The sequence below is a fragment of the Pedobacter sp. HDW13 genome, from assembly GCF_011303555.1.
Classification (GTDB): Bacteria; Bacteroidota; Bacteroidia; order Sphingobacteriales; family Sphingobacteriaceae; genus Pedobacter.
In genome coordinates this window covers 5742629-5759814 of the sequence record NZ_CP049868.1, presented here as the reverse complement: position 1 = coordinate 5759814, position 17186 = coordinate 5742629, and the positions used below count along the sequence as shown (strand labels likewise).

Below are 17186 nucleotides of genomic sequence, written 5' to 3'. Positions count from 1 at the left end.
TTTTTGATTTGTGAAAATGTGCAAAACTTATTTTAAATTAATATTTGCTTTCTGTTGTATATTCAAGGTAAATATGTATTATTGAAAAAAATAAATTTTTTAAACCTTAAAAACATCAATTAGCGATGGAAAAATTCTCAAAAGTTAAAGCTGCTGTTGCTGCGATTGAAGCAGATGTAGAAAAATTTTATAATGCTGGCAATGCAGCTGCTGGTACTCGTGTGCGTAAAGCAATGCAAGATCTTAAAGTTTTAGCACAAGAAATCCGTGCAGAAGTAACTGACAAGAAAAACTCTGGCAAATAATATTTCGCGAGTAAGAAACAAAAAGGGTTCTGGTACGCCAGAGCCCTTTTTGCGTTTAAGCACCTTACGAAGGCTGGTGCGATTGATTGCATTAATGTGCAGAGATAAGAAATGCTATTTAGCTCGTCTTCCTGAACTAGTTTCAGGGGGAGTATTAGGCGGTTGCTGTGTTTAAATTCCCGGATATCCAGACACAGGTGTTTCATCATGCCTTCTTTATTAGAGAGATGCTGAAACAAGTTCAGCAAGACGCTTATATTTCGATTTTTCGATAGTAGGTTGCCTCCCTATAAAAAGATAAAGCTCCCCATCGCGGAGAGCATCTATCCAACTAACAAAACATATTTTTTTTGATTGAGGTTATTGACTACGAACCTTTTTTAACCAATTTATACTCGATTACCGGTTTACCGCGGGTACCGCCATCTCCTGAGATATAGCTAACAAATTTTAATTTATATACATTTCCTGATCCGTCTTTAATCACGTAAAAGAAATCTGAGCTAACACCTCCACCTACACCTTGTTGATTAGGTGAGGTTCTCCATTTTGAGCCAATCACATCCCTTGCTGATGAAAAACTTACACTTGCAATGTCTGCTTCTGAAAAAGCAGCATAGCTTTTAACAGTGGTAGCAACAGATGCTGCAGTTACACCCGCCAAATTATTAATGAAAACCATATCCGAAAATGCATATGGGAAAGTAGCAGTCCAGTACATACTATAGCCCCAAACAATATCCCAGTTTGCTTTTGCAGGTTCAACAGAAACAACAGTTCCTTTTACTAAAGAAGTAAATTGAAAATTAGCATCAACGTTTTTGGTAACATCTAATGTTTTAAAAGTCGTTTCAGTTACTTTTGCATATTGTAAAGTATAACCTGTTGTACCTTTCCTAATTATCCTGATTTTATAAAGTTCATCGTTAGGTAAAACAGTTGCTGCACCACCTTTTCTATTGATGATATAAACTTTGTTTTCGGTATCAGTTGCAGAAATTGCTGCAATGGCGATTTTGTTTAAAATATTTGCCTCTCTGCCGTCGTCAACTATAGTGAAGCTACCTTGACCTTGACCAACTTTTAATGCATTTGGGTCAAAATCAGCGGCGGTTACTGCGTTTAAGTCTGTTTTATTAATAACCAGGGCAGAAGCACCATTAGTAGAGTTTAAGATAACTTTAAAATCAGCTCCTGAATAAAAACCCAAATCCCAGCTATCTCTTTCAACTGAAGTTTGTTTATCGGCACTAAAATCTACATAAACGCTGTTTCCAGCAGCACTTCCGGCCTCGGCACCTATTAATCCGTTAAGGGTTAAAGTGCTCCCGTCTGATGGTGGCGCAACAAATACAGGTTCATCAGCATCCTTTTTGCAAGCCGTAAAGCTTATCGCTAAAAAGGCGATTGCGATCATTGAGTTTAATTTATTCATGTTATTTTAATTATGTTGTTTTAATTTTAAAGTTTATTCCAGTTGTAAGTAAGGCCCAGTACATACGATCTGCCATAGCTATATGGAACATCACCACCAGTGCTATGTGCACCACCGCTTGCTGTTGATGTATTAGAAAGCTGTGTAACATTAAACAGGTTTTTAACACCCACATTAAGGGTTAATGATTTAAACAGGTTTTTGTTAAACATTAAATCAGCTGTATGAAAAGCAGCAATTTTAACCAGTTTTATGGTCTGCTCATTGTTTGTTGTAACCGATTGGTAGCTGGGTAAACTGCCAGTATATTTATAGAAAAGACTAATCCCGGCATTTATTTTAGTGAAGGAGTAGGTAATATTCGAGTTTACTTCAGTAGCCCATGTAAACTCTGGTGTTTCAATGGTTTTGTTTTCGCTTAATTCATTATATCGTCCTATGTAAGATATGCCCAGTGTGGCTTGCAGATTTTTGTAAATCAAGGTATTATCTAAAGTGCCGCCAGTGGTTTTGTATTTTGATACGTTAAATAGCGATGTAACTGAGTTGTCGGTAGGTGAGGCCGCAAACATAATCCTGTTTTTAAACAGGTTATAAAAACCCGATAAGGTAGAACGGAACTGTATAGCTCCACGGTGTATACCCGACCATGCCAGAGAGCCGTTAAAACTGTTTGATTGCTCAGCCTTTAAATCGGGATTGCCTAAAATAGTATGGCTGGCATCTATAAAATCGTAAAACAACTCTCTTAAGGCCGGAGAGCGAAAGCCACGTGCGTAAGCAAGACGTAAATCGAGATCTTTGGCTATAATGAATTTGGTATTTAATGACGGAATTACAGGTGGCGCATCGTACACCGAATTTTTAATAAACCTTAATCCGGGCCTAATGTTAATTTTAGGTGAAAGCTTAATTTCTGCAGAAACAAATGCCGAATAATCGTTAATCACCGGCGATCCGCTAATTCTTTGTCCGCTGGCAGCATCGCGGTTGTATTCAATTCCTGGTTGAAATGAGACAGATGGATTATGTACATAGATAGCTGTAGCTCTAAAAATGCCATTGTTAAATTTGGCGGTATCCTGTTCGCCCTTATCCGAACTTAATCTTTCGCTGTTACTGGTGAAATTACGGATAACGGTGTGGGTTGATCTCTGCAAATCGGTATAACCGGCAATTGCAGTTAATTGTAGTTTATTGTTTATCCTCCATTCAGATTGTAACTGTTGATTATAACGTTTGGTGGTGTAAGTGGCAAGCTTCCCCTCAAAAGTGGTAGAATTTATTCCAAACCTACTGTCGATATCTTCTTTAACGCCATCCAAACGGTACCAGATATTAAAGTTCTGGTTGCGGTAACCAATTTTGGCATTTCCAAGCCATTGTGCTTTGGGTTTCCATTGGTTTTGGTATAAACTAAATTCTTGTATAAAAGCATCTTTTGGTGCTAAATTCCATCCACCAAACTCGTTATGCGAGGCACCGGCCAGTACACTCCAGCCATTTTTCTGCCAGCTTACACTTAAATTTTGATTGTGTTGCCCTGCACCATTGAGCAGGTTATATTCATTTCCTGCAGTTTCTTCCTGTATGCGCGCATTAACACTTAACAAGGCCTTGCCGGGGTTTTTGGTGATGATATTAATTACACCTGCAAGGGCATCTGTACCATACACTACCGACATGGGGCCTTCTACAATTTCTATCCTTTCTACAGTATTAATGTCGATCTGGTTTAAGCTCTCTCGTGCATCCGAGCGATCAACAAGGGGCACACCATCCAGTAATATTTTAACATTTCTGCCAGTCATGCCCATTAAAGAAACATCGGTTGTACCCAAAGTTAAATCGTTGCTGAAACGAAAGCCCAATTCGGTATTTAAAACCTGTTGTACGCTATTTGCTGCACGAAGCTTAATCCGCTCTGCGCTAATGGTTCTGATGTTGTAAACTGAGTTACGTAACGATTGTGGGCCGAACTGACCGGTAATGACAACTTCTTTTAAATCATTTGCCTTAGCGGTATCAACTTTAATTTCTTGAGCCACAGTAACAAATCCACAAAGCGATAAGGCAATTGATAAATATATTCTCATTTATTTAGACTAATTATAAATAATTGTGCAAATTTGTGCATTATCACCAAAAGGAGATAACGTTAAACGGATAATTAATGCCGCTAAACGGATTAAATTGAAAGCACAGATAGGGATTAGGCTTTTTATATCGCTCAAAAGGATAGGAAAGTATCACCCGTAAGAATTAAATAAATTGGTTATCAATGAAGATTAAGCGCTCAATAAAGGCTAATGGAACGGTATGCTATAAAAATATTTATCCGGCAAATTTTGCAGGCTTAAAGGATATAGAGGAAGCAGAGATTGCCATTAACACACCACATATGCATGTAGATGTAAAGGAAATGTGGTTCGAAGGCATTCATATCAGTTTGGTTGAGCTTGAAAGTGATCAACCTGAAGATTTATGTTTTGAATCATCACACGAGCACATTGGGCTGTTATTTTGTTTAAACGGAAGCTTAACATCCTGTAGTGGGGCAGAACAAAATTTTTTATCGCTGACTAAAAACCAGCAAAACCTTAATCTGGGTAAAGTAAACCACATTGCTTTCCGGGTAGCCGAAAAAACAAGTTTGGTATATATTCAACTTACCGAAGCTTATTTTCAGAAGGCAATGGGACGCGAATTTCATCAGGACGCGCTTTTGCCTTTAAGAGAACCGATAACACCCGAAGTAAGCTCAATTTTACAAAGCTTAAGTCATGCCAATCATTCGGGCAGGGTAAAGCGTTTGTTTTTAGAAGCGCGTATGCTTGATCTAATTGTGATCCACAGTAACCAAAAGTTGGATAAACAACGGGTTGTTTTAAAGGAAGAAGATTTAAAAAAGATTATTTATGCCCGGCAACTGGTAGAGCGCGACCTGCAGAGGCCAAGCTCTTTAATTGAGCTCTCGCGCAAAGCCGGTATTAACGATTTTAAACTTAAAAAAGGTTTTAAAGCGCTAACCGGCCATACAGTATTTGGCTATCTGTATAAAATCAGAATGGAAAAAGCACATTACTACCTGGCTAAAGAAAAGCGAACGGTTAACGAAGTCGCTTTTTTGGTAGGTTATAAAAACACGCAGCATTTTATTGCTGCCTTTAAAAAACAATACGAGGTTTTGCCAGGTAGTTTAAATAAGCATTAATTATTTAGCACAAACGTTTGCCCGTACTATTCTTTAACCTCATTAATAATCAGGTCTGATTCTACAATGGTATTGTAATAGGCCTGATTTTCGGGAACGGGGCTATGAATCAAATCCAACAGGATGTTTGCAGCCTTTTGTCCTTGTAAATAGGGGTATTGTTCTACCGAAGCAACCGGCGAATTATCCAGGTAACTGATAATAGGCAGATTGGCATAGCTCACTACATCGAAATCGTTAATTACATTTAATTTTTTAAAGTACTTGATTAAAAACAAAGCCACATAATCGTTAAATGCAACAATTGCGGTTGGTTTCCTTTTGTGGTTTAAAAACTGTTCAGCAGCTTCTATGGTACCTTCTTCGGTTAAATCGCAGTTGACTACTAAAGATGGATCGAACTTTAAACGGTTAAAAGTAATGGCTTGCATATACCCATCTTTACGCTCTTCGCTGGCGTACAGTGTGCTTGGCCCGTTAATCATACCAATACTTCTGTGCCCTTTTTTAAGCAGGTAGTTTACCGCCTTAATGGTTGCGCTCTCGAGGCTGCAAGCTACATAGTGGACATTTTTAAAAGGAGGGATCCGATCAAAAAATACTACCGGAATATTGAAAGAATTTAATTTTTCAAAATGATCAAACTTCGAGGTGTCTTTACTGATCGAGACCAATAATCCATCCACACGTTGGTTTTTCATTTTTTCTACCAGCTTTACTTCCTGTTCATAGTTATCGTGCGACTGGGCAAAAATTACCGTATAGTTTTTCTTGATGGCCTCATCTTCAATTGCCGAAATGGCTATAGAGAAAAAGTGTTCAGAAAGTTCTGGTAAAATTACTCCAATAGTGTAAGTTTTGCCTTTTTGAAAAAGTATAGCCGCATTATTAGGCTCATAGTTCAGAGACTTGGCCAGCTGTTTAATCTTCTCACGGGTTACTGCTCCAATACTCGGATGGTCATGCAGCCCTCTTGATACACTGGAGGGTGAGATGTTTAAAATTCTGGCTATTTCCTTTATGGTTGTTGGTTTCGATTGCATTCTAAGTGCTAAACTACATTAAATTTCTTCAATATGTAATAATACAAAATTAATCAAACGTTTGCGTTGTTTTTTTCTTTCAAATCTTTTCTTCAAAGCATTAAATATCGATACATTCGGGCCACAAAACAGATTGCCTGATTAATACTTAATAATATAAAATTTATAGATAGAAAGCAATTCCTGGAGACTAAAAAAATGGTTTTAGCACATTATTAGTCTTAGCGAGAATAAAGAAACACCCCCCAATGATTAACAGAAATGCCCCTTGTAACGAGGGGTGTTTTAAAAAAAAACGAGAAGTGTTCGTACCACTCCTCGTTAAATCGGGTTTATTCCTGCAAGCAGGAAACAATAAGTTATCTAAGCTATATGTTAACCCTTTTCAAAGGTATAAATTTTAAGCGTTTTTTAACAGGGTAATTTGTTGCAGGAAATGCTATCTTGTGCAGCAATATATTTTTAACCAAATAGATAACCAGTACACTTAAAGGATAAGTAGAAACCCATTTTTTACATCAAATAATCACATCCCAGTTATATCAGGTATTCTTTTTTGTATCAGCAAATTTTTAATTTAACAACGCTGTACCAAATAATTTAATAAATTTAACATTAGGTTAATAATGATGTTATTTCTTTGGCGCACCTTAAAAACCTTAACCGTCATCCCAGATTGTTTATGTACAAAGCATTAGAAAGTAACTTTTTTCTTCTGGTCAAATTAGACAAAAATAAAGCATTTAACCTGGTGTTCGATGCTTACTGGAATGCGCTATACAAACAAGCTTATAAAAAGGTACACTGCACCGATCTGGCCCAGGATCTGGTTCAGGATGTATTTGTAAGTTTGTGGGATAAGATTGAATTATTGGATGCCGAAGGCAGTGTGCTGGCCTATTTATTTGCGATCCTCCGCAACAAAATCTTAAAACTTTACGAAAAAGACAGCGTTCGCTTAAAATATGCCATTAGTGTAACCGCTAATGTAGCGCCATCCGATATACATTCTCAAAATACAATCTTAGAAAAAGAACTGAAAGCCATTATTGATACCGAAGTAGAACGGATGCCGGTACGAATGAAAGAAATTTACCTGCTTAAACGAGAGGACGACCTTTCTATAAAGCAAATCGCACAGGACTTGTCTTTATCCGAGCAAACCGTGAAAAATCAGTTACAAATGGCTTACCAGCGCTTGCGTACGCGTGTTAAGGATTATGATTCTTCGCTAGCCTTACTGGCTCTGTTTATTGCCAAACACTTATAATTTTCCTTTTCATTTTGCCCAATAATTGGTTATTAATGCCTTTGATAGACCTTTAGGCAGGTTTTAGCAATTTATTATAAAAAAAAATAATAATGCCATGGTACTTTATGCCAGGCAACCGTATACACATATAAAAGCCACTATTTTGAATACGAACGAAATCAAATATTTAATCGAAAAATACAATAACCAAACTGCTACACCAGCCGAAAAAAAGCTGGTAGAGGAGTGGTACGAGCGTATTGATGGTGCTGATTTAACACATAACGAGTTAGCAGATATTGAAGTTAAAAAACAAATTTTAAATCGGGTAACTGCTAGAATAATCCATATCGATAAACCAAAACCTAAGCAGATTAAATTAAATTATGCACTGTTTTTTAAAGCGGCGGTTATTTTAATTGCTTTAATTGCGGGTATATATAGCTATTTCAACCAAAGCGATCGCTCTCCCGTTTTGGCTACCTCAATTAAAACAAATACAAAACCAATTATTCCGGGAGGCAACAATGCAGTACTGCAACTGGCCGATGGTTCTCAGGTTATCCTCAATAAAACTGCTGATGGGCAAGTTGCAAACCAATCCGGGGTGCAGGTAATTAAAACGAAAAGCGGCGAGTTGCTTTACAGGTTTACAGGTAACACAACTGCAAAAGCAGCAGCCATCAACACAGTAAGCACCCCACGCGGTGGCCAATACCATTTAATTCTGGTAGATGGTACTGAGGTGTGGCTTAATGCAAGCTCGTCGGTTAAATTTCCTTCCGCTTTTGTTGGCAATGAACGTAAAGTAGAAGTTACCGGTGAAGTGTACTTTGAAGTAGCTAAAAATAAAACAAAGCCATTTATTGTTCATACCGATCAATCTGATATTAAAGTGCTGGGCACTCATTTTAACGTAAATACTTATGCTGATGAAGCTTATCAGCGTACTACCTTGCTCGAAGGTAGTATTGAAATTAAACGGGGCAATAAAAAGGCACTTTTAAAACCTGGTCAACAGGCTAGCCTGAATGGTAAAGTTGATGGTATTGCAGTAAATGAGATAGCAGATCTCGAGGCTGTAGTTGCCTGGAAAAATGGCTACTTCCAGTTCGAAAAGTCAGATCTCCCATCAGTGATGCGCCAGGTTTCGCGTTGGTATGATGCGGAGGTGATCTACAATGGCAAAATTCCGGCAAAACAATACTCAGGCAAAATACCTAGAAATGTGAGTATAGCAAAATTAGTCGAAATGCTGGCTTACAGTGGTATTCATTGCAAAGTAGAATACAATCAGATTACAGTGAACCCTAAATAAATAACCAAACCAAATCAAACTATAAAGTGCAGCATATGAAGATATAATACTCCAGACATTCGATCTCAATCCGCTTAAAAGCAATGCAAAGTGTTCGTACCACTTTATTTGCAATGAGTGGGTTAAAAACCTGCGCCAGCTGATCTGCAGCAGGGACACAATAAGTTATCTAAGCAATTATGTTTTAAACCCAAATTCAATCATGAATTTTAGTACATTTTTTATGACCGGATCATTAATCCGGCGTAAGCCCACACAATTAATATTGGTGATGAAACTAACCGCACTATTTTTATTCGCTTGTCTGTGCCAGGTAAGCGCAAGTGTTTATAGTCAGAACATCACATTGAAACAAAAAAATGTTTCGATGGAAGTGATATTTAAATCGATAGAGAAACAAACCCAATACGTTTTTCTTTACGATAATCTTGAACTGCAAAATGCACACAATATAAGCATCGATGTGAAAAATGCACCACTTGAGCAGGTGCTTAATTTATGCCTTAAAAATCAGTTACTGAGCTACAAAATATTTGATAAAACAATTGTACTCAGAAAAAAAAATGAGCTGATCTCAAATCCGTTTTTCGAAACGATTAGTGGCAGAGTTTCAGACGAAAATGGCTTGCCTATTGTTGGCGCTAGCATAATGGTTAAAGAAACCAAGTCGGTAACTTCAACTGATGCTAATGGTTACTTTTCAGTTAATGCCAATGTAGGTACCACGCTGATTATCTCGTTTATTGGTTACACTACCAGAGAAATTGTTATTGACAGCAAACGTGATTATAAGATTTCTTTACAAGCTGCCACAACCGAATTAACAGATGTGGTAGTTACAGCTTTGGGAATAAAACGGTCAGAAAAATCGTTGGGTTATGCCGTACAAAAGGTAGCGGGCAAAGATCTGCAAACCGTTAAAGGTGTAGATGTTGCTACTTCATTAACCGGAAGGGTTTCTGGCTTGGTAATAAAAAACTCAACCGAATTTAATGCCCGTCCTACTATTGAATTACGTGGCGAACCAGCTATGTTGGTTATAGATGGTGTGCCTTATGGTAACATGTCGTTAAGAGATGTGCCTACTGATGATATTGAAAGTATGGATATACTTAAAGGCCCAACCGCATCTGCATTGTATGGCTCAAGAGCATCGGGAGGTGTACTTTTAATTACAACCAAAAAAGGTGCTGCAGGTAAAGGATTCTCAATTGATATCAACAGCAATACCATGGCATCATTGGGTTTCCTGGCTATACCTAAGGTACAAAGCTCGTATGGCAGGGGACAGAATGGCGTTATTGATAACGACTACGTTTGGGGTCCTAAGCTTGATGCAGGTAAAACTGCCAGAGACTGGAATCCTGTTACCAAGCAGTTTGAAGATAATATGCCTTTGGTATCGAAAGGGAAAGATAACCTGAAGAATTTTACATCTACAGGGATTATTTTAAATAACAATATCAGTATTGCCCAAACCGGCGAGAACGGAAGCTTTAGGATTGGATTAAATGATATTTACAATAAAGGACAATTCCCAAATCAGAACCTGAACATGGTGAATTTAACCATGGCCGGTGAGATGAAGCTAAGCGATAAATTTAAACTGGAAGGACACATGGGGGTAAGCCGCCGCTGGGCCGACCAAATTTGGGGCGGAGGTTATAACAACCAGGGTTATTTGTACCAGTTAATTATGTGGACAGGTACTGAATACGATATTCGCGATTATAAAGATTACTGGAAAGTGCCTTATAAAACCCAGAACTGGATGTACACCAACTGGTACGATAACCCATATTTAATCGCTTACGAGAAGTTAAATGGTACCCAAAACAATACCTTAAATGCGAATGTTACGGCCAGTTATCAGATCAATAGCGACTTTAATTTATTGGTACGCTTAGGTTACGATAACTATAATAACAAAACTACTTTCCGCAACCCAACTGCAAATATATTTTCTACCCGTGGTGGTGCGGTGAATGGAAGTGGTTGGAATGCCAGAGGAATGTATTCTATTCAGGATTCGAGAGGCTTTAGTACAAATGATGATTTAATACTGGGGTATAAAAAGAAACTTAACAAGTTTACAATAGATGCTTTGGCGGGTGGAACGGTTTATTATTATATAGACGAATCCTTAAGTGGAACAACTAAGAACGGATTAATTTCGCCAACTTTTTATTCGTTAGCAGGTTCGGTAGAGCCACCAACAGTATCACAAGGATATGGAACCAGACAGATCAACAGTTTGTATAGCAGGGCTTCTATTGGCTATAACGATGCCATCTTCCTTGATTTTACCGGTAGAAACGATTGGAATTCTGCACAACCAAAAGCGTCGCGGTCTTACTTTTATCCATCAATTGGTTCGAGTATCGTAGTTTCTGAATTGGTTAAACTACCAAAGGTTATTGATATGTTCAAGATCCGTGGTTCGTGGGCCGTATTTAAAACAGCATTCGATCCGTTTGCAATTAATAAAGCATACGGTACAACTACTGCTGCCTGGAATGGCCTAAATTCTGCAAGTTATCCAAATTACCTTATCGGGGAAGGTTTATTACCAAGCTCTAACAGAACTTACGAGATTGGAGCTGCCGGATATTTATTTAAAAAACGCCTGCATTTTGATGTAGCCTATTTTAATAAATACTATTACAACAGACAAACCGATTTGAAGCAAAATGGTAATACAGCATTCTTGCCAAATTCTTCGGGCTTTTCTATGGCTATTATAAACACCCAGGAAACTTTTGAAAGAAGGGGGCTTGAAATTACAGTGGATGGTTCAGTGATCAAAAACAAAGATTTCGAATGGTATTCTACTATCAACTGGTCTAACCAGCACCGTTATTATGTAAATTTAGATCCGGTATACTCTCCTGATAATTTATGGGTTAAAAAAGGAGAAAGGTTAGATACCTATACTGATAATTACTGGGTTAAAGATCCCGAAGGGAATGTAATTCACGAAAGTGGTTACCCGGTTTGGAGCGATTATGTTAAAAAACTAGGTTACGGAGATCCCGATTTCAGTTTTGGCTTTATCAATAATTTCACCTATAAAAACTGGTCGCTTGGCGTTAATATCGACGGGCGTATTGGTGGCTTAATGTACAATTACGTTTACGATAAAATGTTCGATTCAGGTACTGCTCCCGAAACAGATAACGAATATCGTTACAATCAGGTAGTACTTGGGCAGAATAATTATGTTGGCCAGGGGGTTAAAGTGGTATCAGGAAGTGTTACTTACGATAAATACGGTCAGATTACCAGCGATACCCGTAAATATGCCGTAAATGATGTGCCAATTGGCTATCAGGATTATGCACAATGGTACCGTGGTGGCGATGCAAGGGTACAGAACGAATCGTTTGTTAAGCTACGTGAAGTTTCACTGGGTTACCGCTTACCATCAAAAACAGCAACTAAACTGGGCTTAAAGAACGCATCTTTCTCGTTAACCGGGCAGAACCTGTTTATGTGGACCAATTTCAAATACTCAGATCCCGATGTTGATACCGAGAACTTAAACTCACCATCAATGAGAATGGTAGGTTTTAATGTTAAGGTAGGTTTCTAGTTATTTATTGTTTAAAGAAGATTTTATGAAAAGTAAATTTTTAAAATATAGCTTACTATTGCCTGCATTGGCACTATTAAGTAACGGTTGTAGCAAGTTCGACGATATCAATACCAATCCCAATACAACAACACAGGTAAATTCAGCCATGCTGGCTACGGGTATGATTTTAAATATTACCAGAGGAGATATCAGCAGCACCAAATCTTTTATGCAGCCATTCTTACTGGGCAAATATCTAACCTGGGGCGAAGGACAAGAGAATTTTCAATACAACAAAATTAGCCGCACTGATTTTAGTAGGATAACCCTCTTGCGCAATATTACCCCTATGGAAAATTACGCCACCAGCGATGGGCTAAAAAAATCCTACCAGGCATTGGGCCATTTTGTAAGAGCATGGCAATTTTTTATGACCACCATGCAGGTTGGTGATATTCCCTATACCGATGCTGTTAAAGGCGAATCGGAGGCGATATTACAACCTAAATATGATAGCCAAAAAACGGTTTTCCTTGGTATTTTGAACGAGCTGGATCAGGCCAATGCCTTATTTGCATCAGGAGCTACCTTTGAAGGCGATCCTATTTTTGCTGGCAGTACCGATAAATGGAGAAGGTTAACCAATAGTTTCGAGTTGCATGTATTAATCAATCTCTATAAAAAAACAGGTGATGCCGATTTGAAAGTGATTGAACGCTTTAAGGATATCGTAGCCAACCGCCCTTTAATGCGCGATTTCAATGATAACTTTGCATTGGCTTACAATGCAACTGCTGGTCAGAATTATCCATGGAGCGATGTTCCCGCTGGATCGGGTAACTCATTCGTTAAGTCGAATTATACCATGTTAACCAATGTACTATTAGAACCACTAAAGGGAACTAACGATAAGCGTCTTTTCTATTATGCCAAGCCATCTCCGGTTAAAATTACTGCCGGTGTTTCGCAAAGCGATATGGCAGCATATCCCAGTGTAGAGCCTTCCGATTCATTTTCGAGTTTACAAACCAGAAGGGTGAATAAAGACTATGCCGATATCAATGCCCGTTACGTAAACCTGGTAAACGCAGAGCCTGTAGGCGTTTTTAACTATTGGGATTTACAATTTATTCTGGCCGAAGCTAGCATACGCGGCTGGATAACCGGTACACCTGCGCAAACTTATTATGCCAACGGTATTACCAACTCAATGAAGTTTATAGCCCAATACACCCCTGATTTGGCCGATTATAACCATAACATGAAAATGGATGCGGCTTATATCGATGCTTTTCCGGCTACTGTGGCTTTAACGGGAACTACCGAGCAGCAAATAGCACAGGTAATTACACAAAAGTATCTAGCCAGCTTTTTGCAGGGGAACAAATATCAGGGTTGGTTCGAAAACAGAAGAACGGGTTATCCGGTATTTAAACTTAATTCTACTACAAACTTAAATTCGCCATCTACTAATTTTCCTTTAAGATGGTTGTATCCTTCAAACGAACTGAGTTACAATTCGGCTAACCTTTCGGCCGCCATTGCCAGCCAGTACGGAGGTAACGATGATGTAAACCAGGCTATGTGGCTGTTAAAATAATTCGCTCTTAATCAATTGAAAAAGTTCTCCGGCACTAAAACCGGAGAACTTTTTTGTTTTAACCCGCAAGTAATCCATACGTCATTTATCTTTAGTGTATTATATTTATAAAAGCATATTCATATTTTGCTCCAATTTATAAATAACATGATAGCCTTATACATAATACTTTTTCTCGTTATTGCGTTTTTAGTAATAACCAATCTGCCTGTTTTTGGTCGCTTACCAAGAGGGTTAAGACTGGCCAAAACCCAACAGTTACCCAATTATAATCAGGGAGCCTTACAAAATCTTTCAGTTACGCCAATGCAACCCGAAGGTGTAAGTTTCTTTACCATATTAAAGGCATTCTTTTTCGAAAAGCATCCCGGTAAGATCCCTGTGCAGGCACTTCCTTTTAATCAACCTGATTTAGATACCCAACCTAAAAGCAATGCGCCCGAAATTATCTGGTTTGGGCATTCTTCTTATTTAATCAAGCTTGATGGATTGCGGATTTTGGTCGATCCGGTTTTTAGTAAAGCACCTTCGCCCTTTTCATTTATTGGGAGCAAGGCTTTCCCTGGTACCGATGTAGTAAAAGCAGCTGATTTCAAAAATATCGATGTGCTGGTGATTACCCACGATCATTATGACCACCTCGACTATCAGAGTATGTTAGCCATTGCGCCCGGTGCAAAAACGATTGTTACTTCACTTGGTGTAGGCGAACATTTAGAAAAATGGGGAATTAAGCCAGATAAAATTACTGAACTGGCCTGGGGTCAATCGATAACTTTATTTGATAGTCTCGAATTAACGGCAGTTCCGGCCAGGCATTTTACCGGAAGGAAATTTAAACGCAATCGAACACTTTGGTCGGCCTTCGTATTAAAAACTGTTAATTGTAAACTGTTTTTAGGTGGTGATTCTGGTTACGATACACATTTTGCCCAAATTGGAGGAACCTATGGACCGTTCGATCTGGCTTTATTAGAATGCGGGCAGTATAATGCCTATTGGCCTTACATACACATGTTTCCGGAAGATACGGTACAGGCCGCTATTGATTTAAAGGCAAAAGTTTTAATGCCGGTACACTGGGGTAAATTTAGCTTAGCCATGCACCCGTGGAACGAACCGGTTAAAAGGGTAGTAGAAGCCGCTGCTGTTAAACATTTGCCCCTGGTTACCCCACGTTTAGGCGAAACAATAATTTTAAACCAATATATGCCAACAGAAAACTGGTGGCTTGAAGCATAAAAATTAAACAATAATTACTTAGCGGTGTTTAATTGAAAAATAATACCATCATGAAAACCGATCTTGTAGAAATTTTTCAAACCATTAGGGCTGGTATGCAGCCTTACGCTACACGTGGCTATACCGTGCACGAAAATTCTGAAACAGGCTACGACCTATACAGCGAAAAAAATATAGCCGTTAATGGTGAAAAAATAACCGAGCGTTTTTTTTCAGGGGTTTATATTAACGGTAAGGAGGTAGAGGTGAAGGTTAATACCGAAGAATTTTCTGCTTCGAACCAGCATTTAGAAGACTTTGGATCAAATAAAGCAGGTTTAAAAAATACCTCACTCGATGACGCAGGACTAAGGGAAGTGGAAACCCTTATTGAAATTATCCATACTAACTTTAAAGAAAAAGAGTGGATTTAATAATTTGATGCTAAATTTGCACCTGAATTTTTTCTGAACTAAACTTCTGGTGATTGAGCATTTTAACTTCCGATAGCAGCTGGCATAATGAATTAATAAAAGCACTTGCCGCTTGTAAGGTAGATTGTAGATTCTTTTTAGAGGGGAGTTTCAATTGTTAAAGTTAACAGATCAACTCGTCATTAATTTGGTGAGTTTAAATAATCCATTTGATCCCCAAAACCTTATTCAGCTTCAGGAAAAGTATGCCATAGCGAATCTTAAGCTTATTCACCTCTGGGAAGATATTTGGTACCTAAAACCTGCACAGGTTTTGGCCAGACTTACTTCATTGCTTGGTCAGAATAAACGAGTTCATGGCCGGAAAACAAAAATTCATAAGATTGCCAAACCCGAAGCCGATACTTTTTTAAACGAAAACCATTTGCAGGGTGCAGTGAGCAGTCGCTATAAAATTGGTTTGTTCGAAAAGGACGAACTCGTTGCTGTAGCTACTTTTTCTGCCCTCCGTAAAATGAACCATACCGAAAATTATAAATCGGCAGAGCTGATCCGCTTTGCAGTGAAGGCAGGTTATTCTATTACTGGAGGCCTGAGCAAACTCATTTCGTATTTTGCAGCATTATATCAACCAAACGATTTAATGACTTACGCCGATCGGGATTGGTCGGCAGGCGAAGCGTATTTAAGGCTTGGTTTCTTACAAACAGCAGTGGTAACTCCTCAATATTATGGATTAAACGGACAGCTTCAACGCCAGTTAATCAAAGACGCACAAATTGGAGATGCACAAATATTCAATACCGGGAGTTTAAAATTCATCCTCAAATTTTAATGAATCAGCACAACCTTATCATCATTTTAGGTGCAACTGCATCTGGCAAAACCAAATTAGCTGTTCAGGTGGCTCATGCGTTAAATGGTGAAATCATCAGTGCAGATAGTCGTCAGGTTTTTAAGCGAATGGATGTTGGAACCGGGAAAGATCTCCAGGAGTATAATATAGCAGGTACAACTATTCCTCACCACCTGATTGATATTTTAGAGCCCGGTGAACGTTACCATGTAGACGCTTTTAAGAACGATTTTTACGAAGCTTTTGAGCAGGTTATCAGCCGAAACAAAATACCGATCCTTTGTGGTGGTACAGGCATGTATATCCATAGCCTGCTGCAGAACCAAACTTTTACAGCTATTCCTGTTAACCAGCCTCTGAGAGATCAACTGGAGTTGCTTCCAAAAGAAGAACTGACTATGCAATTGCAAAACAATCCTAGTCAAAATGTAGGGCACGTCGATCTATCTTCTAAAAAAAGATTAATCAGGGCTTTAGAAATTGCAGCTTATTTAAAGGAGAATACGCTCGAAATGGTTGAACGACCTTTGCTCAAACCGGTAATTTTTGGCTTAAAGAACGAGGTAGAAGTTACGCGTGCTAAAATACTGGCCCGGTTAGAAGAACGGTTTAAGGCAGGTTTAATAGAAGAGGTACAACAATTGTTACAGGTAGGCATTAGTAAAGAAATACTCATCTTCTACGGACTCGAGTATAAGTTCATTGTAAATTACCTCGAGGGCTTAGATACATTAGATGAGTTAAAGCTCAGGTTAGGCATTGCCATTTGCCAGTATGCCAAAAGGCAGAATACCTTTTTCAGAAAGATGGAAAAGGACAATGTAAACATCAATTGGCTCGATGCTTCAGCTACTACCAACCAGTTAAAACAGCTGGTTTTGCAAAAAGTTTCATCGTAGTTTAATTTAACAAAATTAGTCGTTTTAAGGCTACT

13 protein-coding genes are annotated in these 17186 nt (G+C 38.5%); 10 read left to right on the top strand and 3 right to left on the bottom strand.

Translation table 11 applies throughout. The annotated features are described in order from the left end of the window. Positions 1 to 125: 125 nt before the first annotated feature. A complete protein-coding gene (locus tag G7074_RS23920; protein WP_010602585.1) occupies positions 126 to 305 on the top strand; it encodes a hypothetical protein in 180 nt (59 codons plus the stop codon). A gap of 367 nt (positions 306 to 672) precedes the next feature. On the opposite strand, the gene G7074_RS23915 is transcribed toward G7074_RS23920, so the two are convergent. Continuing rightward, positions 673 to 1740 (bottom strand): HmuY family protein, encoded by a 1068-nt coding sequence (locus G7074_RS23915; protein ID WP_124560048.1) that lies wholly within the window; start codon positions 1738 to 1740, stop codon positions 673 to 675. Positions 1741 to 1766: 26 nt separating this feature from the next. Beyond that, positions 1767 to 3836 (bottom strand): TonB-dependent siderophore receptor, encoded by a 2070-nt coding sequence (locus G7074_RS23910; protein ID WP_124560049.1) that lies wholly within the window; start codon positions 3834 to 3836, stop codon positions 1767 to 1769. 185 nt (positions 3837 to 4021) lie between these two features. On the opposite strand from G7074_RS23910, the gene G7074_RS23905 reads away from it, so the two are divergent. Continuing rightward, positions 4022 to 4954 (top strand): AraC family transcriptional regulator, encoded by a 933-nt coding sequence (locus G7074_RS23905; RefSeq protein ID WP_124560050.1) that lies wholly within the window; start codon positions 4022 to 4024, stop codon positions 4952 to 4954. 26 nt (positions 4955 to 4980) lie between these two features. On the opposite strand, the gene G7074_RS23900 is transcribed toward G7074_RS23905, so the two are convergent. Further along, positions 4981 to 5997 carry a LacI family DNA-binding transcriptional regulator gene (locus G7074_RS23900; RefSeq protein ID WP_039482617.1) on the bottom strand — a complete coding sequence of 339 codons (1017 nt, stop codon included), beginning with the start codon at positions 5995 to 5997 and terminating at the stop codon, positions 4981 to 4983. A gap of 682 nt (positions 5998 to 6679) precedes the next feature. Here G7074_RS23900 and G7074_RS23895 point away from each other — a divergent pair. From G7074_RS23895 to miaA, 8 genes are all read left to right on the top strand, one after another. After that, the gene (locus G7074_RS23895) at positions 6680 to 7267 is read left to right on the top strand and encodes an RNA polymerase sigma factor (protein WP_166211732.1); all 588 of its coding nucleotides are present in this window, start codon (positions 6680 to 6682) and stop codon (positions 7265 to 7267) included. Between the two features lie 145 nt (positions 7268 to 7412). Next, positions 7413 to 8567, top strand: coding sequence for a FecR family protein (locus tag G7074_RS23890; protein ID WP_158674040.1), 1155 nt, complete (start codon positions 7413 to 7415; stop codon positions 8565 to 8567). 202 nt (positions 8568 to 8769) lie between these two features. Continuing rightward, positions 8770 to 12159, top strand: a complete 3390-nt coding sequence (locus G7074_RS23885; protein ID WP_199748326.1) for a SusC/RagA family TonB-linked outer membrane protein — start codon at positions 8770 to 8772, stop codon at positions 12157 to 12159. 25 nt (positions 12160 to 12184) lie between these two features. Then, the gene (locus G7074_RS23880; RefSeq protein WP_124560053.1) at positions 12185 to 13741 is read left to right on the top strand and encodes a SusD/RagB family nutrient-binding outer membrane lipoprotein; all 1557 of its coding nucleotides are present in this window, start codon (positions 12185 to 12187) and stop codon (positions 13739 to 13741) included. 147 nt (positions 13742 to 13888) lie between these two features. After that, positions 13889 to 14983 carry an MBL fold metallo-hydrolase gene (locus tag G7074_RS23875; RefSeq protein WP_166211729.1) on the top strand — a complete coding sequence of 365 codons (1095 nt, stop codon included), beginning with the start codon at positions 13889 to 13891 and terminating at the stop codon, positions 14981 to 14983. 50 nt (positions 14984 to 15033) lie between these two features. Then, on the top strand, positions 15034 to 15396 hold the full coding sequence (locus G7074_RS23870; RefSeq protein ID WP_124560055.1) for a hypothetical protein: 363 nt from the start codon (positions 15034 to 15036) through the stop codon (positions 15394 to 15396). Positions 15397 to 15586: 190 nt separating this feature from the next. After that, the gene (locus G7074_RS23865) at positions 15587 to 16231 is read left to right on the top strand and encodes a hypothetical protein (protein ID WP_166211726.1); all 645 of its coding nucleotides are present in this window, start codon (positions 15587 to 15589) and stop codon (positions 16229 to 16231) included. Continuing rightward, positions 16231 to 17151: a tRNA (adenosine(37)-N6)-dimethylallyltransferase MiaA gene (miaA, locus tag G7074_RS23860; RefSeq protein WP_124560057.1), complete on the top strand. Its 921-nt coding sequence runs from the start codon at positions 16231 to 16233 to the stop codon at positions 17149 to 17151. Before G7074_RS23865 ends, miaA begins: the two co-directional genes overlap by 1 nt. Positions 17152 to 17186 lie beyond the last annotated feature (35 nt).

Coding starts and splice junctions, on each gene's coding strand:
- miaA (WP_124560057.1), top strand. CDS start 16,231: ATGAATCAGCACAACCTTATCATCATTTTAGGTGCAACTGCATCTGGC.
- G7074_RS23915 (WP_124560048.1), bottom strand. CDS start 1,740: ATGAATAAATTAAACTCAATGATCGCAATCGCCTTTTTAGCGATAAGC.
- G7074_RS23905 (WP_124560050.1), top strand. CDS start 4,022: ATGAAGATTAAGCGCTCAATAAAGGCTAATGGAACGGTATGCTATAAA.
- G7074_RS23895 (WP_166211732.1), top strand. CDS start 6,680: ATGTACAAAGCATTAGAAAGTAACTTTTTTCTTCTGGTCAAATTAGAC.
- G7074_RS23880 (WP_124560053.1), top strand. CDS start 12,185: ATGAAAAGTAAATTTTTAAAATATAGCTTACTATTGCCTGCATTGGCA.
- G7074_RS23885 (WP_199748326.1), top strand. CDS start 8,770: ATGAATTTTAGTACATTTTTTATGACCGGATCATTAATCCGGCGTAAG.
- G7074_RS23900 (WP_039482617.1), bottom strand. CDS start 5,997: ATGCAATCGAAACCAACAACCATAAAGGAAATAGCCAGAATTTTAAAC.
- G7074_RS23920 (WP_010602585.1), top strand. CDS start 126: ATGGAAAAATTCTCAAAAGTTAAAGCTGCTGTTGCTGCGATTGAAGCA.
- G7074_RS23870 (WP_124560055.1), top strand. CDS start 15,034: ATGAAAACCGATCTTGTAGAAATTTTTCAAACCATTAGGGCTGGTATG.
- G7074_RS23875 (WP_166211729.1), top strand. CDS start 13,889: ATGATAGCCTTATACATAATACTTTTTCTCGTTATTGCGTTTTTAGTA.
- G7074_RS23910 (WP_124560049.1), bottom strand. CDS start 3,836: ATGAGAATATATTTATCAATTGCCTTATCGCTTTGTGGATTTGTTACT.